The 19,377-nt window shown below is 45.3% G+C and carries 19 protein-coding genes; 6 read left to right on the plus strand and 13 right to left on the minus strand.

Translation table 11 applies throughout. From position 1 onward, the window contains the following. Positions 1-295: 295 nt before the first annotated feature. The 3 genes from CN378_RS14295 to CN378_RS14305 form a co-directional block, all read right to left on the minus strand. Positions 296-844 carry a GNAT family N-acetyltransferase gene (locus CN378_RS14295; protein ID WP_098352990.1) on the minus strand — a complete coding sequence of 183 codons (549 nt, stop codon included), beginning with the start codon at positions 842-844 and terminating at the stop codon, positions 296-298. 217 nt (positions 845-1,061) lie between these two features. Beyond that, positions 1,062-2,243, minus strand: a complete 1,182-nt coding sequence (locus tag CN378_RS14300) for an endonuclease (protein ID WP_483295086.1) — start codon at positions 2,241-2,243, stop codon at positions 1,062-1,064. A gap of 171 nt (positions 2,244-2,414) precedes the next feature. Further along, positions 2,415-3,593: a thiolase family protein gene (locus CN378_RS14305; RefSeq protein ID WP_098352992.1), complete on the minus strand. Its 1,179-nt coding sequence runs from the start codon at positions 3,591-3,593 to the stop codon at positions 2,415-2,417. 338 nt (positions 3,594-3,931) lie between these two features. Between CN378_RS14305 and CN378_RS14310 the strand changes: the two genes are divergently transcribed. Then, positions 3,932-5,440 (plus strand): HD domain-containing phosphohydrolase, encoded by a 1,509-nt coding sequence (locus tag CN378_RS14310; RefSeq protein WP_098352994.1) that lies wholly within the window; start codon positions 3,932-3,934, stop codon positions 5,438-5,440. 49 nt (positions 5,441-5,489) lie between these two features. Here the strand turns inward: CN378_RS14310 and lepB are convergent, their stop codons facing one another. The 3 genes from lepB to CN378_RS14325 form a co-directional block, all read right to left on the minus strand. Next, entirely contained in the window at positions 5,490-6,050 is a 561-nt protein-coding gene (gene lepB, locus CN378_RS14315; RefSeq protein WP_098352996.1) for a signal peptidase I, read from the minus strand. Further along, the gene (locus CN378_RS14320; protein ID WP_098352998.1) at positions 6,047-6,688 is read right to left on the minus strand and encodes a TVP38/TMEM64 family protein; all 642 of its coding nucleotides are present in this window, start codon (positions 6,686-6,688) and stop codon (positions 6,047-6,049) included. Before CN378_RS14320 ends, lepB begins: the two co-directional genes overlap by 4 nt. 280 nt (positions 6,689-6,968) lie before the next feature. Then, complete coding sequence (locus CN378_RS14325) at positions 6,969-8,939, minus strand: S9 family peptidase (protein ID WP_098353000.1); 1,971 nt, start codon at positions 8,937-8,939, stop codon at positions 6,969-6,971. A 205-nt stretch (positions 8,940-9,144) separates the two neighbouring features. On the opposite strand from CN378_RS14325, the gene CN378_RS14330 reads away from it, so the two are divergent. Continuing rightward, on the plus strand, positions 9,145-9,534 hold the full coding sequence (locus CN378_RS14330; RefSeq protein WP_098353002.1) for a YhjD family protein: 390 nt from the start codon (positions 9,145-9,147) through the stop codon (positions 9,532-9,534). A gap of 8 nt (positions 9,535-9,542) precedes the next feature. Here the strand turns inward: CN378_RS14330 and CN378_RS14335 are convergent, their stop codons facing one another. Next, positions 9,543-10,112: a competence protein ComK gene (locus CN378_RS14335; protein WP_098353004.1), complete on the minus strand. Its 570-nt coding sequence runs from the start codon at positions 10,110-10,112 to the stop codon at positions 9,543-9,545. A 197-nt stretch (positions 10,113-10,309) separates the two neighbouring features. Here CN378_RS14335 and CN378_RS14340 point away from each other — a divergent pair, with 197 nt between their 5' ends. Then, positions 10,310-10,546 carry an IDEAL domain-containing protein gene (locus tag CN378_RS14340; protein WP_098353006.1) on the plus strand — a complete coding sequence of 79 codons (237 nt, stop codon included), beginning with the start codon at positions 10,310-10,312 and terminating at the stop codon, positions 10,544-10,546. 137 nt (positions 10,547-10,683) lie between these two features. Further along, on the plus strand, positions 10,684-11,349 hold the full coding sequence (locus tag CN378_RS14345; protein ID WP_098353008.1) for a DUF421 domain-containing protein: 666 nt from the start codon (positions 10,684-10,686) through the stop codon (positions 11,347-11,349). A gap of 34 nt (positions 11,350-11,383) precedes the next feature. Here CN378_RS14345 and CN378_RS14350 read toward each other — a convergent pair whose 3' ends face one another. The 4 genes from CN378_RS14350 to CN378_RS14365 all read right to left on the minus strand — a co-directional run bounded on the left by CN378_RS14350 (position 11,384) and on the right by CN378_RS14365 (position 14,520). Then, positions 11,384-11,647 (minus strand): hypothetical protein, encoded by a 264-nt coding sequence (locus CN378_RS14350; RefSeq protein WP_098353010.1) that lies wholly within the window; start codon positions 11,645-11,647, stop codon positions 11,384-11,386. Between the two features lie 400 nt (positions 11,648-12,047). Further along, positions 12,048-13,319, minus strand: coding sequence for a M48 family metallopeptidase (locus CN378_RS14355; RefSeq protein WP_257141153.1), 1,272 nt, complete (start codon positions 13,317-13,319; stop codon positions 12,048-12,050). Between the two features lie 174 nt (positions 13,320-13,493). After that, positions 13,494-13,805, minus strand: a complete 312-nt coding sequence (locus CN378_RS14360; protein WP_098353013.1) for an AzlD domain-containing protein — start codon at positions 13,803-13,805, stop codon at positions 13,494-13,496. Next, positions 13,798-14,520, minus strand: coding sequence for an AzlC family ABC transporter permease (locus CN378_RS14365; RefSeq protein ID WP_098353014.1), 723 nt, complete (start codon positions 14,518-14,520; stop codon positions 13,798-13,800). Before CN378_RS14365 ends, CN378_RS14360 begins: the two co-directional genes overlap by 8 nt. A 103-nt stretch (positions 14,521-14,623) precedes the next feature. Between CN378_RS14365 and CN378_RS14370 the strand changes: the two genes are divergently transcribed. Beyond that, positions 14,624-15,181 (plus strand): helix-turn-helix domain-containing protein, encoded by a 558-nt coding sequence (locus tag CN378_RS14370; protein WP_098353016.1) that lies wholly within the window; start codon positions 14,624-14,626, stop codon positions 15,179-15,181. Between the two features lie 116 nt (positions 15,182-15,297). Next, the gene (locus tag CN378_RS14375) at positions 15,298-16,362 is read left to right on the plus strand and encodes a CotH kinase family protein (protein ID WP_098353061.1); all 1,065 of its coding nucleotides are present in this window, start codon (positions 15,298-15,300) and stop codon (positions 16,360-16,362) included. A gap of 40 nt (positions 16,363-16,402) precedes the next feature. Here CN378_RS14375 and CN378_RS14380 read toward each other — a convergent pair whose 3' ends face one another. Both CN378_RS14380 and CN378_RS14385 read right to left on the minus strand, forming a co-directional pair. After that, positions 16,403-17,653, minus strand: a complete 1,251-nt coding sequence (locus CN378_RS14380; RefSeq protein WP_098353018.1) for a YeeE/YedE family protein — start codon at positions 17,651-17,653, stop codon at positions 16,403-16,405. Between the two features lie 803 nt (positions 17,654-18,456). Then, entirely contained in the window at positions 18,457-19,359 is a 903-nt protein-coding gene (locus CN378_RS14385; RefSeq protein ID WP_098353019.1) for an AEC family transporter, read from the minus strand. Positions 19,360-19,377: the final 18 nt, after the last annotated feature.

A 19,377-nucleotide genomic window follows, 5' to 3' on the forward strand; every position in this document is an offset into this window, starting at 1 on the left:
GACTTGACTTGCTGCCACGGTAATTGCGTCGCTTTTGATGAATTGATTGCTCATTATGGGCCGCGACTGCTTCGTCTGTGATGAATTGCGACCGATCAGGGCCATGACCCTGGGTCGTTTTTTGATTAATTGCGTCATTCCTGACCGTGATTGCGTCGTTTTTTGATTAATTGCGTCATTCCTGACGGTTATTGCGTCATTTAACAAATAAAGGAATTCGACTGAGCGCTCGTCCCCCTCCCCTCCCCCACATCCCCACTAAAAAAGTTCATAACATAAAAAAAGAAGGACCCCATCATCCTTCTTTCCCACTACACTTCCATTCATCTGCTAATAACCCATACAACAGCATGTCATAACGAGTACCGTCTCTTTGGAGGAATTGCCGGTAGTTTCCTTCTTTCATGAATCCAAGAGATTCATATAAGCGGATCGCCCTTTCATTATACGAAAATACCGTTAATTGAAGACGGTATAAATTCAACTCATGAAAGGCATATGCCAGGAGACATTCCATCGCTTCCCTGCCGTATCCCTTCCCCCATGCCTCCCCGTCACCGATGGATATGGCTATCCATCCCACGCGATGGGTCCAGAGAATGCCGTCCAATTCAACGAATCCGATGATCCTGCCATCGTCCTTCAGTCGGATCGCAAAACGAAAAGCGTTGTCCCCGGGATTTTCCATCCATTTTTTAATCTCTTCTTCTGATTTCGGCTTGTGGGGAAGGGCGTCCAATAGCCTCTGCACTTCTTCATTTTGATTCCAAACCCTTATGGCCGTTATATCTTCTTCCTGAAAGCCTGATAAATATATTCTCGTGCCGGTCAATAACCGTTTCATTCTTTTTCACCTCGACATATGTATTTCGAGGCTGGCCATTCCTTTTCCTTTATTGACTTTGAAAAAGTTTTGTCAGTACTGATTTACTGACCTACCCTGCTCTTGAACGAATGCTTACTATATAGACACTTCGAATCATTTATAAGATTTTTTGCTGCGCTATATTTCTTTATGAACTAAAAAAAAAGACCTGGAGGCCTCCAGGTCTGATCTCTTTCTACCAAATCATTTCTGCCCATTCAGGATGGTCAATGAATGGGTTCCGGTTTCCCTGATATTGTTCAAAAATAATGTTATTTCGACGGATTTCCCTTGCATCCACGGGGTCCTGTTCGTTCCACTCCAAAAGGACGGACATTTTGCCCATATAAGGAGCACTTCCGTTGTTGACATTGTTGTTCATCTCGAGATCCACTTCGCCGCTGTCTCCTTCATAGCGGACATCCATATAGAAGATCATGCGGGCAACATCGCCCTTCACTTCATCACGCGGCTCCCATGAATCACTATCATAGTAGTTGCCCGGCGCTTCATTCTGTTCATTTCCGCCATTATCGAAATCCAGATTCCCTCTTGTTGAATTGACGGTCACATCCGTTGGTCTCAAATGATGAAGGTCCGTCCCTGGACCCTGGGCCGTACCGAAGTCGCCGTGGGATTTTGCCCATACGTGCTCACGGTTCCAATCGTCCACTCCGCCGCCGTTTGTCGTTTTTGATTGTGAGCGGCCTGAGTAGAGGAGAATGACGTTATTCGGATTATTGGGATCTTCATCCGTGTTGCGAAGCGCTCCCCATACCGCATCATACGAAAGGGTTCGATGGTCGTCGATAATGTTATGTAATGTCGTTTTCAGCGCCTCACCCGTTTTTCCTTCAGCTGAGTTGTAGTATTCTTCGTAAGTCGGCGGATCGGTTGGTTCGGTTGGTGGATCGGCAGGATCCGTTTCGCCACTTTCCAATAATTCAAACGCCGAAGCCGATTTCACACCCGGATGGGAAAAATAGGCCGTCAAGCTGCCCGTCACCTTGATTTTTTCACCCATCAGTCCCGGGTTGCTCTCAAGACCAAAGGTTGATCGGTATGAAGATGGAATTTGAATATACACCATCTTACCGGTATTGGATTCTGACGGTGAAGATGCCAGCGCCAAAGCATAATCGTTCGGAAAGTTACTCGTGACAACGGATGACGTGGAGGTTGGCTGTCCGACCACATATCCTTCCACGGTCTGGGTGGATCCATTTTGATTGGTGATGGCCTGATCCACTGTGTAAGGGGAACTCCACGTCCCATTACCGGCAGCACTCATTTGAGTGGGAGATACCTGACTGCATGCAATCGTAAAAAGAAATACAACAGCAAAAATACCGATGACTTTCTTATGGACACTTCTCAAACTGCTTCGCCTCCTCTTTCTATCATACATATTCAGCGTACAACACCGATTGTCATAATAGGGTAAATTTTGTGTAAATAAGGAAAAATGAGTCTATCTGCATTGATTCCAACTACCTATTTTCGAACAAAAAAAAGCACCGGCCCCTTCTAAGGACCAGCACTTTCCCCCTTACATACCTTCGACGAGAACCGATGCTCCCATGCCTCCTCCCACGCATAATGACGCAATTCCTTTTTTCAATTGTCGGCGTTTCATTTCATGGAGCAATGACACGACCAGACGTGCACCGGTGCAGCCCACTGGATGACCGATGCTGATTCCGCTCCCGTTGACATTGACCTTTTCCCGGTCCAGTCCAAGTTCTTTTTCCACCGCTAAATATTGAGCAGCGAATGCCTCATTGATTTCGAATAGATCCATCTCATTCAGAGACCAGTTTTCCGTCGTATGTAACCCTTTTTGAATGGCCGGAACCGGCCCGATTCCCATCACTTTTGGATCGACACCCGCTACTGAGTATCCTACGATTCTTCCAAGAGGCTGCAACCCTCTTCTTCGTGCTTCTTCTTCACTCATTAAAATCAAGGCCGCTCCCCCGTCATTCAAGCTGGATGAGTTCCCTGCGGTAACGGAACCACCTTCACGAAACGCCGGTTTTAATTTCTGAAGTTTACCGGTCTCAAGTCCGGCCCGTGGACTTTCATCCTGATCGATGACCTTCTCGCCTTTCCGCTCCTTGACTGTAATCGGCACGATTTGCGAATTGAAATATCCACTTTCCATGGCGTTCACTGCACGACTATGGCTTAATACCGCATACTCATCCTGTTCTTCACGGGAGATGGAATGGATTTCCGCAAGGTTTTCGGCGGTTTCCCCCATCATGATGCCGTGGATGGGATCTTCAAGCACTTCCCAAACGGAATCGCGGATTTCTCCGTGCTGTAGTCTTTGACCGAAGCGGTGCTGCTTTAAAATATAAGGACTCGAGCTCATCGCTTCCACACCGCCTGCCAGGACGATATCGGATAAACCCGTCTGAATTTGCATGGCTGCTGAAATAATGGCCTGCATGCCGCTTGCACACTGACGCTGAACCGTGAAGCCCGTCGTTGTGTCGTCAAAACCGGCCAGTAATGCAGCCGTCCTGGCCGTATTCGGCTGATCGGTCCGTTGGATGCAATGACCCAAAATGACTTCATCAATGTCACTTGCCGATAACCCGCTTTCTTTCGCTGCTTCTTTCATAACGGGCACGATTAAATCTGTCGGGAGCAGATCCCTGAATGCTCCCCCAAATGCGCCAACCGGCGTACGCAGAGCCGTTGTAATCACTACATTTCTCATCTAGTCACTTCCCTTTCTTTTCTATCTACATTGTGATTCCATCACTACCAGGGCATATAACCGGCTCTCAATCCAGAGAGATCTTCCCTTGTCTTTGGTGGGTGAATTCGCCATCATACCCGGTAAAAGGGCGCACCCGTTCTGAGGAAGTCGATTCAATTCTCGATGAGTGGTGAAGATCCACTATTCTTTCATTCTACAAATAAAGCGTTTTCTCCTATAATTTCAATAAATTTCTTTACGCATTTTCACAAAACTCTGAGAAACAACATGTTCCCCCTTTATCTTTTCCTATATAATGAATCTACTAAATGTTAGTGAAATTGGAGGATTCATCCTTGAATACTTTTCAGCAATTTCAACGCACAATCATTAAAAATTACTTGTTAGGCAGCCTTATAGCCGTTTTCGGTGTTGGTTCTGTTTTCATTTTCCAAACCCTTGCGCTGAGGCAGCTCGAATTGATCGCCATGGGGAGCATCATTTTCTTATCGCTAGTTACGATGTTCAGTTTTGAATTCCTTGTTTATAAGAACCATATTCGCCCAATGAAAGAGGTTTATAACAAAGAGAAAGAATCTATAGGCATGGATTCTCTTCTTTCTGCCTATCAACAAGCAGAAATGTTTCCGCTGTTAACGGTCAAAAGGATTATGATACCTCACTTTCTAGGTCTCGCACTCCCATCGACCGCTCTGACGGTCATCTTCATCAAGAGCGGCTTTCTTTCCTTTCCTTATTTCTATATTTTTTATGCTTGGTGCGGTGCCTTTTTAGTAGCAATCCTTCATGCTTTAATTGAATTTTTCTTAACCTTCAAAGCTTGTCACAGGCTGCAGAAGGACTTGATTTGGAGATCCGTGGAACACTTTGGCGTCGACCCTTCCAACCATTCCATTTTATTTATCAGTTTGAAACAGAAGATCCTGGCAGCTTCACTCTTTCTTGCCTTGTTTCCGATCCTGTTGTTTTCACTGGCATCACAGATCCGCTTATCAATTGCCGACCCTACTCTTTTGGTTGACTATTGGAAATGGGCAGGGATCCTGATTCTCATTATTGCTTTACTTGCCTTTTACGGAGCGGTCCTTATTTTTAAAAGTATCGAAGAACCCGTCAAGGAGCTTGTTAGTCGTTTTGAAAAGGTGGAACAAGGGCAAGTTGTCCCTGCTGTGAATACGTATACAGATGAGTTCTCCCATCTCTTCTCAGGGTTTAACCATATGATTGAAGCCATCAATCTCCGGGATCGGAAGAACCAGAAGCTCCTCGACCAATTTTTCGCAGTGGTAGCCGCCACATTGGATGCCCGTGATCCTTATACGGCAGGTCATAGCAAACGGGTGGCGGAATATTCCGTTTTGATTGCCAGACAGTGTAAATGGCCTATTGATGATATTGATTTACTCAAAAAGTCTGCCCTCCTTCATGACATCGGAAAGATTGGTATCCGTGATGACGTGTTGTTAAAAGAAGGCAAACTGACAGATGACGAGTTTGCCCAGATCAAGAGGTACCCAGTGATTGGTGAAGAAATTGTGAAAGGGGTCGAAATCACGGAAGAATTGCTTCCAATCTTACCCGGGATCAAACATCATCACGAGCGGATAGATGGATTGGGGTATCCCGATCGGTTGAGCGGTGAGAACATTCCAGTGTTCGGGCGTTTGATTGCGGTCGCCGATGCTTTTGACGCCATGACCTCTGATCGCCCTTACCGCAGGGGAATGCCTTATGAGAAGGCGTTCTCCATCTTAAAAGAAGGAAAAGGGACCCAGTGGGACCAGACCTTCGTAGATGCGTTTATTAGAGGGATGGATGCTAAGCTAAAACAGACGGAACTATAAAAAAAGAAGGCAAACTCTGTCATGAGTCGCCTTCTTTTTTATAGTCTCGTCATTTTCTAAATTGCACATCCCATTCATTGATCGGCCAGTAACGAAGATCCACTTTCCCGACAATCTGCTCCCTGTCGACAAATCCGAAATAACGGCTGTCCATGCTTCCCCGGCGATTATCACCGAGAACGAATATCTTGCCTTTCGGAACGATTTTTTCCCCCGTGATTTCCTGAAGGGTGAAGTCTCCCGTCAGCTTACTGCCGATGTATTCCTGTTTGAATTTTTTTAAATAGGGTTCAGGATAATACTCCCCATTCACATATAGCTTATCGTCTTTATAAACGATCTTATCACCGGGCAGGCCGATGATCCGCTTCACATAGTCCTCTTCTTCATTTGCATGGAACACCACTACATCAAAGCGGTCCAGTTCCCCGATATGATAGCCGATTTTATTGACGACCAGTTTATTTCCATCCTGCAGTGTCGGCATCATGGATTCACCTTCCACCACATAGTTGGAGAAGAGAAAGGTCCGAATGATGATGAAGATGATTAATCCAATTCCCAAGGCTTTGATCCATTCAAGTCCTTCTCTTTTTACCTCTTCTCTCAATTTGATTCCTCCTGCTTCTTGCGTTCAATTCGTTGGTCTAATTCCATTTTCTTATTCAGATGTATCTCAATTCGTTTTCCTACAAGCCATAACACGAAAATAATGGCCACCACGATTACTGTACGTATAGGTTGTTTAACTAATGATATAATATCATATCCAATAAAGCTTATGGTGAATATCATCACCATTTTTCCGGTTACCACCGCCAGCATATATTGAGCAATGCTGATCGAGGACAAGCCGGCCACTACATTTACTACTGCAGACGGGGTAAATGGGAAACATAACAGAATGAACAATGGTCCAAATCCATGCTTGTCTACCCATTTCGTCAGCCGGTTCACCTGGCGGCTCTTTCTCAAGAAGCGAAAGACCCTCGCCTCCCCGTATCTCCTGACCAATAGAAATACAATCAGGGCGCCCAGGGTAGCGCCGATCCATGAAAACAGGAATCCCCACCATAACCCGAAGGCATTTGCATTGGCCGTCACAAACACAACCAGTGGAAGGAACGGAAGGAACGCCTCCAACAATGGCAGCAGGATTCCCGGAATCGGTCCAAACGAACGATATTGCTGAATCAAATCCATCATATTTTCAAGCGTAAACCACTCTTTTATCGTATTGATATTCATATTATATGTTTCCCCTCAAACGACCATGAACAGATATACTCATTTCGTCTTCACTACTTACTATTTTCATCATATCATACCAGAACAGGATTTCCATATTGTAATTTCCCGGGTCGTTTTTATTATTACAAGGTTGCCTAAAGTGAGGGATTGTAAACCTGTTGAGAGAGGATGATTTTTGGGGACTTCTCCCAATATTTTATCGACTCCCCTCTTCTCCTTCATTCAACACCAAAAAAACTGCCATCCCCAGGCGGAAATGACAGCTCTCCCTTTTTTTCTATAAATATTCACCAAACCAATCCACGATCTCCTGTAATCGGGCTTCCCGCAAGGAAGGCTTCCCGGTCCGGGACAGATTATGGTTGGATTCCGGGAAGCGGACGAATCTCGCCTCTTTTCCCTCCCGTTTCAGAGCGATGAACAGCTGCTCGGCCTGTTCGACCGGACAGCGGTAGTCGTTTTCACTGTGAAGAATCAAAAGCGGCGTATTCATATTCTTCACGTAGGCGAGCGGGGAGTGCTTCCAAAGTGTCCCTATGTCATGGAGGCCACTTTGGATTTGCCACTCGGAGAAGTAGTAGCCGATATCACTCACTCCGTAAAAGCTGATCCAGTTACTGATGGAGCGCTGGGTTGCCGCCGCTTTGAACCGATCGGTGTGACCGATGATCCAGTTGGTCATGAAGCCCCCGTAGCTCCCGCCGGTTACGCCGAGACGGGATTCATCTATGAAAGGAAATTCCTTCAGTGCAAAGTCCACTGCCCTCATGATATCTTCGTAATCCCCGCCGCCGTAGTCGCCTCTGACGGCATCGACGAACTCCTGTCCGTAGCCGTGGCTGCCCCGCGGATTGACGTACAGTACAGCATAACCCCTGCTTGAGAGCACCTGGAACTCATGAAAGAACGTGTTCCCGTACATCGTGTGCGGGCCGCCGTGGATTTCGACGATAAGCGGATATTTCTTTCCATCCTCGTATCCAGCAGGTTTCATGATCCAGCCTTGAACCGGCCATTCATCCGCCCCGGTGTACATGAACGATTGAGGGGTGGACAATTCACGACCGGCAAGAAAGTCCCCGTTCAGGCTGGTAATGCTGGTCAGTTCTCCGGTCGGGACATGGAGAGTAAACAATTCACCGGGCTCTGTCGGTCTGCTCATGGCCAGCAGGATGGTTTGGCGATCGGAATCAAGGTCGAATCCATAGACATGCTGCTCTTCCTGTAGGAGTGCAGGATAGATGGCTCCTTCGATATGAGCATAATAGAGGACCGTATTTCCCGCATCCGATGCCAGAAAGTAAAAGCTTTCATTGTCCTTTGACCATTGGATCCCCGTCCCTGACGACCCCTGGATACTGTCGCTGTTAAGGTAATCCCCTACCGGAACGTCCATCCCCTCTGTCAGGCAAACTGAATGACCCGTCTGAAGTTCATGGATCCATACCTCATTATGCGTAGCGTTCTCATATTCCCGATTATGGCCGATATAGGCAAGGTGAGTGCCGTCTGGAGACCAACTTGCTTCCCCGTAGTATCCCGGCTCCCCGTTCATTTGCCTGCAGGTTTCCGTTTCAATGTGAAAAAGATATAAATCGGATTGGAATGAGAAATCCCTGTCTTTATTCTTATCTGTTGAAAAGGCAAGGTGCTTTCCATCCGGGGAGAATGAGTGAAGTGCATAATCATGCTCATCATCCGTGACCCTTCTCATTTCCTTCGTTCCCGCATTCACGATGGCGATCTGTGCATAACAGTCATCGTGGAAGCCTCGATCATCAGTTTTGTATTTCATGCTTGTTGTAACAAATGGCTTTCGTTTCCCGTCTTCCCCTTCCTTTTGATCGAACGTCCCGCCTTTTTCCATTCGGACCCCGACAGCAATCTTTTCACCGCATGGAGACCAGACTGGATTCGAAACACCTCTATGGAAGTCTGTGATGAGCTCCGCTTCCCCGCCATCCCGACTGATGAGATAAAGCTGATTGACACCGGACCGATTCGAGATGAAAGCGATCCTCCTTCCATCAGGTGACCATCTTGGGGATGAAATCCTTTCGTCGCCGAAGGTCCATTGACGGATGGACCTGTCTTGAAGACTGATACTATGTAGGGTTGAAATATAATCATCTTTCTCTTCACACATGACAGTTTGAACAAACACAGCCTCTTCCCCGTTCGGCGAGAGCCTTGGATCCGATACAGCCTTTATTTCGTAGAGGTCCTTTATCGTAATGCTTTCTTTCATGTTCCGCACCTTCCTTTCTTTCTGTACCCTTTCTTATTTCGACACTAGAAATACTATTCCCTTCACGGATAAAAACCTGCATTCCCCTTCATAATAGAAACAAATTCAAATTCTACAATTTTCCCTATTGAAAGTAAATTGAAATCAACGTAAAATAAACATACGAACGTATGTTCTGTACCGAAGTGAAAAGGAGGCTTTTCATATGACAAGAATTCCGGAGAATGATCGAAATATTTTAGAGCAGGCGATCTATCTGCCCATGGTGCTGACGATATTGAATCGCGACCTGCAAGTCGTCGACAGCAGCCCGTTTAAATTGAAGCGGCCGTACTTAGAAATGATCGAGGAGACGATGAAGGTCATTCAAGGGGAACTCGCCCATGTTAAGAAGTATATGAGGACGAATAAGATGAAGGTAGAACGGATTCAAACGGATGATGCTTTTACAATGTATATGTTTTTGTATAAGGGATACGAAGAGCACCATAATTACTTCAATCCACGCCTTCGGAACCGGGTGGAGGATTTAATGAGACATTATTTGTACCGCCGCTTCACCGAAACGAAGTCTGATACAACAAAAGAAGCGTGATGCTTTGCTCACGCGTCGGTTTTGTGGATATGTCGATTAAGGTAGAACGTTTTTACTTTATTCTTTTCAGTTTGGATCTTCGTATTATATTTACTTTCCATTTCTGCAATTCGCTGTGTATAGGCGATACGTAAATCCGAGGTGCGGAGCATTTGATTTTCAAAGGAGCTGTATGAGATGGGAACCGTGCAGGATTCATTGTTTTGAAGGAAGATCCGTGTTGATCCATTTGTCAATCGTTCATATCCCCGGACATGGGAGTGGGAAATCCAGGAACATTCCTGCTTCACTGGAGATGATGTCGGAAATAGATAAATGGACATATCAGGGTTAACCATGATGGGGGCTTTGTAGATGATACCCGTAAGTTTCTTCGTTCCTTCTTTTCTGCCTTCATAAGAGCAGCCGAAGAATTCACAACTTTTTTTAAGAATATCAAAGGGTTTGAACGGAGAAATCAATACGTCATCCACCTCTATTATTTTCGTAAAAGTCCTGGCGCCGTACTCCATGGGCTGAAGGATCATTGTATGGGGATTCACTTCATATTCTTCTATAATTCGAGATTTTCCTCTCATTTCATCGCCTCCATTTACATTTTTCACCAAAATAATACCATAAATCTCGACGATTGTCTCCTATATTTTTAAAAATTCTGATATTTTTCCCCCTCCACTCGTTTACGAATAAAAAAATTATCAGAATATTTAATTTTTTGGTTGAATTTTTACTACTTACCCCATATACTAATAAAAAGAATTCAGGGGTGACGTATATGGAAAGCAAAAAGTCCTATACAGAAATGATGAAAGCCGCTGCCATGACCCGGAAGAAAGCCGCTGAAAGAAGCGTAATGGAAATCTATATCGATATGGTGTTGCATGAAAGCATTCTGATGACACAGAAAACCAAACTTCTAACCGACATTGATGCCGCCCTGGATACAAAAGATAAAGGTTTGTTCATGAAATTAACCAAAGAATTAAATGAACTGAATGTAAGCTACGGATAACCATACATGGCTGACTCTACCTCTTTGAGTCAGCCATTCCCTTTTTAATGGACGGGCCTTTAGTCCATCTTCATGCATGACTTCCGCTCCAAAGGCAAATGCTAATAGCTAATCTACACACGATGGAGCGAATCATCATGATCCTACTGATAAAAGTTCTTGTCCTCTACCTGATCACCATTGCGGCTATGAGACTGATGGGAAAATCAACGATCGTCCAGATGACCCCGTATGACCTCGTCGCAATCATCATCGTCGGGACGATTGCCTCTGAGCCATTGATCTCCACAAAGTTCTGGCCAACCATCACGGCCCTCGTCTTTCTGGTGGGACTTCACGTTCTTTTCTCATTTATGACGTTAAGTCAATGGGGGAACCGTTTCTTCTTAGGAGAGCCGACTTTACTGATTAAAAACGGGGAAATATTAGAAGATAACCTGGAGAAATCAAAAATCTCACTCATTCAATTAACGTCCATCCTCAGGTCCCGGGGGTACCCTAAAATTTCTGACGTGGATTATGCCATGCTTGAACCCATCGGAGAAGTGAGCATCATTCCAAAGGTAGAGAATACACCGGTTACCGTGGAACACCTCAACTTAAGGATTGATGACGAAGGACTGCCGATTTCCGTCATTGTGGACGGTAAAATCCAAACCAGGAACCTGAAGCTTCTGGGAAAATCGCAAGAATGGCTGGAGTCTCAATTAACCAATTCAAACCTGCACCACAAAGATGTCATCTTTGCCTATATGACGGAAAAAGCAAAAAATCTCGTCATCAGCAAAAGAGAAAAGGCCTAAACAAGGCCTTTTCTCTTTATGCCACTTCAAGAGTTCAATAGAAAATGTTCCCGTAAGCCTTTACCGTTAAATAGAATACCACTACAGTATAAATTAAGGCTGTCCAGAACGAAATCGAGTGATAAAATCTCTTCTGTTTCCCTTTTATCATGTGTTGGATCCTTTGATACCGATAACCATCTCCGTAAGCATAAATGATGGTCAAAGTGATCAATATTCCAATGATCAATGACCATTCCATCATGGGGCGGCCCGTTTCAAGATAACTCCAAAATGGCAATCCCACTAACACCAACATAGTAAAAGCAACCTTGCAAAAAAACAACAACAGTTTTTGGTTTATGAGTACTTCCATCCCCAACCGCCTCTCCATCCAATGTTAATGATCCAGCTTTAATAATATTACTTATTTTACCATAATAGTTATAATTTGGCGATGATTAATTCACTTAGCCCCTCTGTTTTCAAGTAATAGCTGGTTGCGTATCCATTCCCCCTTTTATTCAAAAGGCTCTTTTCGCAAAGATTGTTGCTTTTTAACATATGTTGTGCCTAGGCTCTGTCAATTAGTGTGTGCAGGGATGGTGAGGGGAAATCAACTAGCACTTTCTTCTCTAAGATAGCAACAAACCTTAAGAAAAGAGCTATTCAAAAATAAAAAAGCCAAGTCAATTTAGATTTGACTCGGCCTTTTCTCTTTACTCTTCTTTCTTTTCTGCTTCATATTCCTCAAGCATCGACAGACGCTCAAGCATGGTCGGGTGTCCGTAACGGAAAATTTTCACCAAAAGAGGCGGATTCACTTGGGATAGTCCTACCTTTGACAACTTCTGGAAGGAGGAGATGGCTGGTTCTTTATCCCCTGTCATTTCGATGGCATAGCGGTCTGCCCTTGTTTCCTGATACCGGGAAATCCAGTTGCTGAGAGGGCTGACTGTGAACAACAGCATAGACGTGATCATTAAGAACAATGGTAAGGAGCTGAGATTCGAGACGCTCGATACTTTCAGATGATCTTTATGATTTGCCACGATCCCCCTCATCAGCTTAGCCGTCAGGAATAGTCCGAAGAAGGATAGAACGAGATAGATCCCGATTCCTATATAGATGTGCTTCTCTACGTAATGAGCCATTTCATGGGCCATGACGAAGAGGATTTCTTTGTCTGTCAACTTCTCAAGGGTCGTATCCCAAAGGACGATCCGCGAGTTGGAGCCTACCCCGGTGACGTAGGCATTGAGTGAATTTGTTTTTTCCGACATATCGACTTCAAACACGTGGTCTGCAGGGATATCGGCCCTGTCTGCAAGAGTGAGGATCTGATCTTCCAATGCTTTATCCTTCAAAGGATAAAAGTCATTGTACAGAGGATCGATCAGGACAGGCTGCACAAACATCATGAAAATCGTGAACGGGACGGACAAAGCCCAGGCAGCAAGCCACCAGCGCTCTTTAAAGCGTTTCATCAGGGCATAGAGGACCGATACGATGATGAACATGATCAGATAATTCACCCAGAAATCCGTGATTTCGTCTTTCATCCACATAGAAAAGGTCTGGGTGGAAATATTGTAGCTCTTTGAAATCTTATATGAAATATACTGCAGCGGAAAAATCGCAACAAAAGAAGCGATCGATAACCAGAACAAGTAAATGGCCGTTTGAAGGAATCCATTCTTCACCGTTCCCCTCGCCCATTTCTCAAATACACGGGAAACACCGAAAATCAAAATCAAGAAATAGAATAACCATTCATACGGAGTGGATAAGAAGAACAGGAGATTCTTGATTTTCGAAAAGTCCTCACTCAACAGAATTTCTTTATGATTCATGAAAGTGGCCGGGTCCGCACTGCTTCCCTTATACATATCAGGTAAAGTGGAATCCGCCAGGAAAAATAAGTACACATATAAAAATAAGCCTAATAGCAAATAAGCTGATATCGATCTGAACGCCCATTTTCCAGCCAACATACTTCCTCCCTTCTCGTCTTCACTACTATATGTAATACCCTGTCCAAAGTTTTAGAACCTAAACGCATCTGACTGGATTACATGAAAAATCGTTGATTTCCTTTTTTCCCATTCCAGACTCCTTTCCCTCCAACAAAAAAAGCCCCGATCAGGATCGCGACTCATTTGCTTCTACATTAAGAATACCGAATACAGTGATAAAACGGAAATTGCCCCGATTACCACGAGGATGACATTCGCACCGAGAAAGGCAATGACAAAGGCAGCAACCGTCCCCACCACCCCAAACAGGAAATTCCCTTCCTGTATCAGCAGGATGCTCGGGAAAATCAACGCCCCCAATACGGCAAATGGAACATTTTTCAATACGCCTTGAAGAAATGGCGGGAGCTCTTTCCCCTTAAATACGAGGAAAGGGAGCATTCTCGGGATATAGGTGACCACGGCCATCCCAAGGATCATCCACACTATCGGACTATTCATTTGCTTTTTCCCTCCCCTTAATCATGACCACTACCTCCACGATAACGGCTGACACAATCGTAGCCGCCACAATCGACCAGCCATTTGAAAGGTTCGTGGTAAATAGCAGGATGCTATTCAGAGCCCCTGCCACCACGGCCAAAAATGTGACCTTGACGCTTTTTTTCATGGAAGGGACGAGAAGTCCGACAAACATGGCGTACAGGGCAATCGTCATACTTGCCTGCAGGAATTCAGGGAGGATTTCCCCGATAAAATATCCCACCCCTGAATTCACAACCCAGCTCCCATATGAGATGAGCATGACGCCAACGGCAAACCCCGTCCGTACCTTGCCCTCTTTCACACTGATGACCGTGAACGTTTCATCCGTGATGCCAAATGCATAAAAAAGCTTTTTAAACAAACGGTCTTCCTCAAGCTTTTCACTTAACGAAGCAGACATGAGAAAGTGGCGGATGTTTACAATGAAAGTGGTGAGGATGATTTCAATGATCCCGGTACCAACCGCAATCAGACTCAATGATATGTATTGAGCGGCCCCTGCAAACACGAGCATGCTCATCAGGATCGTCTCTGTCACCGTTAGTCCGGTTGTCCGTGCCAGTAACCCAAACGTGAGGGCGACAGGCATATACCCGATCGCGATACTGAGCCCACCCTGCAGCCCGAGACGAAAATCACTCACTTTTTTCGTCGAAAGGAGTGCCTCCATTCTTTCACATCCTTTATAATAGGAATCATCTACTATTTTAATTTTTTGATAATTTATTATATTATACATATAGACGTTATAGTATACAAGAGGAGTTTTATACATGGAGAATTTCCCGATCCAAATTGGCGACAATATCAGAAAGTTGCGCAGAGAACGCGGCTTGAGCCTGGAACAAATGGCTGAGCGGACAGGAGTGAGCAAAGCGATGATCGGTCAGATTGAACGGGGGGATTCCAATCCGACGGTCGCCATTTTATGGAAGATCGCCAACGGCTTGAAGGTTTCTTTTTCATCCCTGATCGAGAAACCGGCCAATCAAGTGTCCATCATCCATTATGAAGACGTTCAGCCGGTCCTTGAAGATGAAGGCAACTATATCGTGTATCCGATCTTCCCTTTTGATCCCTTGAAAAAATGGGAAAGCTATCGCGTGGAAATGAAGCCTGGATGCGCCTATCGGAATGAAGGGCATACAAAGGGTGTAGAGGAATATATCACAGTCCTCTCAGGAAGCATCGTCATCAAAATCGCCGAAGAAAGGTATGAACTGCCTTCCGGAAGCTCGATCCGCTTTGCCGCTGACTCCGGTCATGAATATTCCAATGAGTCGATTCAAGATGCAGTCTGCCAGATGGTCATTTATTACGGAGAAGAATAGAGCTGTCATGGAGGGGAATCCCTTCCATGACAGCTTTTTTTCTTTATCCGTGTCAATCCGCGGAACGGACCAATATACTATTACATCTTATAAAAGTTGAGGGGAGAAAAATGAACATGACTCCTTCCTTACCATCATTTGACCTCCAATTGGATCATGACGATATTCGGAAACTGGAACGGGATGTTTGGAGCAATTCATCTGTCCCGGCAGAATTAAAAATAAACGATACCCTCTATGACATCAATATCCGGTACAGGGGTTCCTATACGCGGGGGTTGGAAAAAAAGTCCTATCAAATCGAATTTGTCAATTCCCCTGAATGGGATGGTTCCACAGAAATACACCTGAATGCAGAATCATTCGATCCTTCCCACTTCCGAAACAAACTTTCCCTCGATTTCATGGGGGAACTCGGGATTCACACTCCGGATAGTCAGCATGTCTTTCTCACTCAGGATGGAATCCCCCTTGGTTTATACCTTCAGCTGGAGTCAGTGGATGAGATGTATCTGAAAAAGAGGGACCTTCCCCCCGGGACGATTTATTATGCCGTCAACGACCAGGCTGATTTCTCCGTCAAGAGAAAAAGGGGGCTGACATCAGGGTATCAACGAAAACTGGGGAACATGCAGGATGATCATCATCTCATTCACTTCATCAGGAGTATCAATGCACCAGCAACCTTCCAACATGAAATCCACCGGCTGTTGGACATCGAGAACTACCTGAGGTGGCTTGCAGGCGCTGTCTGTACGATGAATAATGATGGATTCACCCATAACTATGCCCTGTATCTCAACAGGAGCGACCAGCGATTTTCCATCATTCCATGGGATTACGACGCTACATTTGGACGACGTGTGAATGGGGACGTCATGGAATGGGATTACGTACCGATCACGGGAAAAGCGAAAAACAAACTGACCACACAGCTGATGAAACGATCCGGCTTCCGGAGATTATATAAGGATATATTGGGAGACATTCTTGATACGAAGTTCACTGTCAAATACTTTGAAGAGAAAGTGATGAACTTTCATTCTTCCCTCAGGCCCTATGTTCTGATGGACCCACATTTCAAGGATAATATTGATGTATATGACAAAGAGCCTTCCTATATCTTTCAGTTCATCGAAGATCGCAGTGCTTTCCTGAGACGGGAATTAAAGTATCTCTAAAGAAAAAACCTGCTTGGGAACAAAAAGTTCCCAGGCAGGTTTAACAGAAGGTATCCTTCGGTTTCGGAACGGACAAGCCGAACAGAGGACGGAGATAAAGGGCAAGGAAGGTACCGGCAAGGGCCAGGACTCCCCAGATGTAACCGTGAAGACTGAAGGAAGCAATTCCTCCGAAGTAAGCACCGATGTTACATCCGAATGCCAGGCGGGCACCGTATCCCATGAGTAGTCCCCCGATGACGGAGGCCATGGCATTCTTTCCGTTGATTTTATTGAACCGGAACAATCCACCTGCCGCGGAGGCAAGAAAGGCTCCAAGGATCACACCGAAATTCAATACGGTGGTGGAATCAGCAAAAATTGACGCTTGAAGGGCCTCTGCATTGGCACCCGACCAATAGCCCCAGCTTGCAACATCGACTCCAAATATCCCGGCAACCTTTGATCCCCACAGGGCAAATGCCGATGTGATCCCCCATGGATTCCCCCTCGTCATGAGAGTGAGGGCATTCAATACCGCCAGCACGATGGCAGCTGCGATTAGGGGCCAGGACCCACGCAAGATCCGTTTCCACCCTTTTGCTGACGGAAGCTGTGCCATACGTGGTGGATTCTTCTTCTTTTCGATTCTCAATGTGACCCACGCAACCAGACCAAAGAATAACATGGAAACCACCCATGCCCCGAAATAACCCAAACCAGTGGATGTCGCCAAGGAAATCGGCTTAAAGGAAGGAAGTTCTTCGGTCCAAAATGGAAGGTGAGCCGCCCCCACTGTTGCACCTACAATAAAGAATAACAGCGTGATGAACATCACGGAACGCCCTCCGCCGATCGCGTAAAGGGTTCCCGAGGCACATCCTCCCCCAAGCTGCATGCCGATCCCGAACAGGAAGGAACCAACAATCAAACTGACACCGACTGGTGATACATATCCTGTCGCTTCCCCGCCGAAAAAGGTGTATCCTGTGGCAAGGATCGGTGCAAACAAGGTCACGGCAACGGCAAGCATCACCATATGTGCCCTCATCGCCTGACCGTTCCCGACAGACATCACCCTGCGGAAGGCAGAGGTAAACCCGAATCGTGCATGAAACAATGTATATCCTAATAATAGTCCGAGAACGAGAAGTACGGTCTGGGCAATATCTTGTGTAAAGAGCAGATAAAGACCAAGAACCGCTGTAACGATGAGCCCGCCAGCCACTAATGACGTCTGTGGAGGGTTCAATTCGGTACTCTTTTTCTCCGGACCTTTTTGTTCATTAATTGGTTGAACATAGTCAGCCATGACAAATCCTCCTTAATCTTATTGATTTGGTTGGAATTCATTTTACAATAGTAATGGATTCTTCAGATTCTGTCAAAAGATGAGCTTCCATAAAAAAACCACCTGAGCGAAAACGAACGGGTTCGGTTTAAAATACAAAATTTGAAGCAGCAGTGCTTTTCGCACAGCGAACTTAAGTAGAATCAGTAGAACATTTCAGAAGTGAAATGAACACGTAAAAAAGCTCGGAGCCTTATGCTTCGAGCTTTTTTATGTTGAATCAGGAAAGCCGTTTCCCTGGCGTTTGAAAATAAGCGGAAAAATTCCGTCTAAATCAGAAAATGCAGCTATTTCACGAAAATTAGCCGGAGTTTTTCCGCTTATGAGTCGTTAAGCGGAATTTCTCCGCTTAATTCAGCGATGTATCTCTACTCCAGCTGCCTTAGCCGGAATTTCTCCGCTTATACATCTCTCACCATCATCTAAGCAGTATGCTTCATGGCTAGTTCACTTTAACAAACATCATTTCCCTCAAAATCAAAAACAGACTGATTAATAGGTAAATAAGCCTGCATGCCATTTAACATACCAATTCGCTTAGCCATGCGCACTAACATCCGCACGCTGACAATCACTCCTGTCACCTTGCTAAAAGGACTGCGAATTCGGGTGCTAAAATCCTATAAACTCATGAAATCCTCTAGGTATCACCAAAAAGAAGCAGTCCAATTCAGTTACGAATAGGGTTGTTAATTGACGGGCGATTCAAGTTTTTGTGCTCGAAAACCGAACCCGTTGAGCGAAAACACTCAAGTGGTTTTACATCATGAAACAAGTGCCAACATGATCGGGATCGTCACGATACTCAAAATGGTCGTGACCAATGTGCTTGCTGATACGAGATCAGGTTCTGTATTGAATTGCAGGGAAAACATCGTCGTATTCGCAGCGGTCGGCATGCTGGCGAGGATGATGAGGATCGAACCCAAGGTCTGTGATATCGGCAGCACGGAGACGATCGTGAGTGCCAGGATGGGTGATGCCACCATCCTCATGATCACAATGAATGATAATGCGCTTTTCTCCACCTTCTTCCCTCCAAGGGTGGCGAGCTGCATCCCGAGAACGACCATGATCGTAGGAATCGTCGCTTGTGAAATCAAATCAATCGTTTGATTCAAGAATAAAGGAACATCGAGGTGAAAGATCTGGAAGAAGAGTCCGATGACCGCCCCGTGCAGAATCGGCATCTTAGCGATCTTCATCCAGATTTCCTTTGAATCCCTCGCTTTATCACTTCCACTGATGGCGTAGTATAAGCCGATCGTATTCATAAGGAAGGACTGGATCACCATCATGATGACCGCATAGCGAAAACCGAGCTCCCCAAACCCGAACAGGATGATCGGTACGCCGTAATTGCCGGAATTCATGAACACACCGGAAAGGATCATGGCCGATACTTTCGGCTTTGAATAGTTCCTGATCCCGGCTACAATCTTTATAGTAAGAATCAATATCACACAAAGGGTGATACAAAAGAGAAAAATATAAAGATAGTCCATATTCATCTCATTCTCGTAAAAGGTCTTAAATGCGAGAAATGGATACATCAAATAGATGGCCATCTTTGAGATCGAGTTGATCTCGAATCCCAGCTTCTTTTGGCCGATGAACCCGACGAGAAAGACCAGTAATGCCGGCAGTACAATCAATATTACGTCCATTTATGTCACCACAATCCA

This window comes from Bacillus sp. AFS015802, from assembly GCF_002561455.1.
Classification (GTDB): domain Bacteria; phylum Bacillota; class Bacilli; order Bacillales; family Bacillaceae_B; genus Rossellomorea.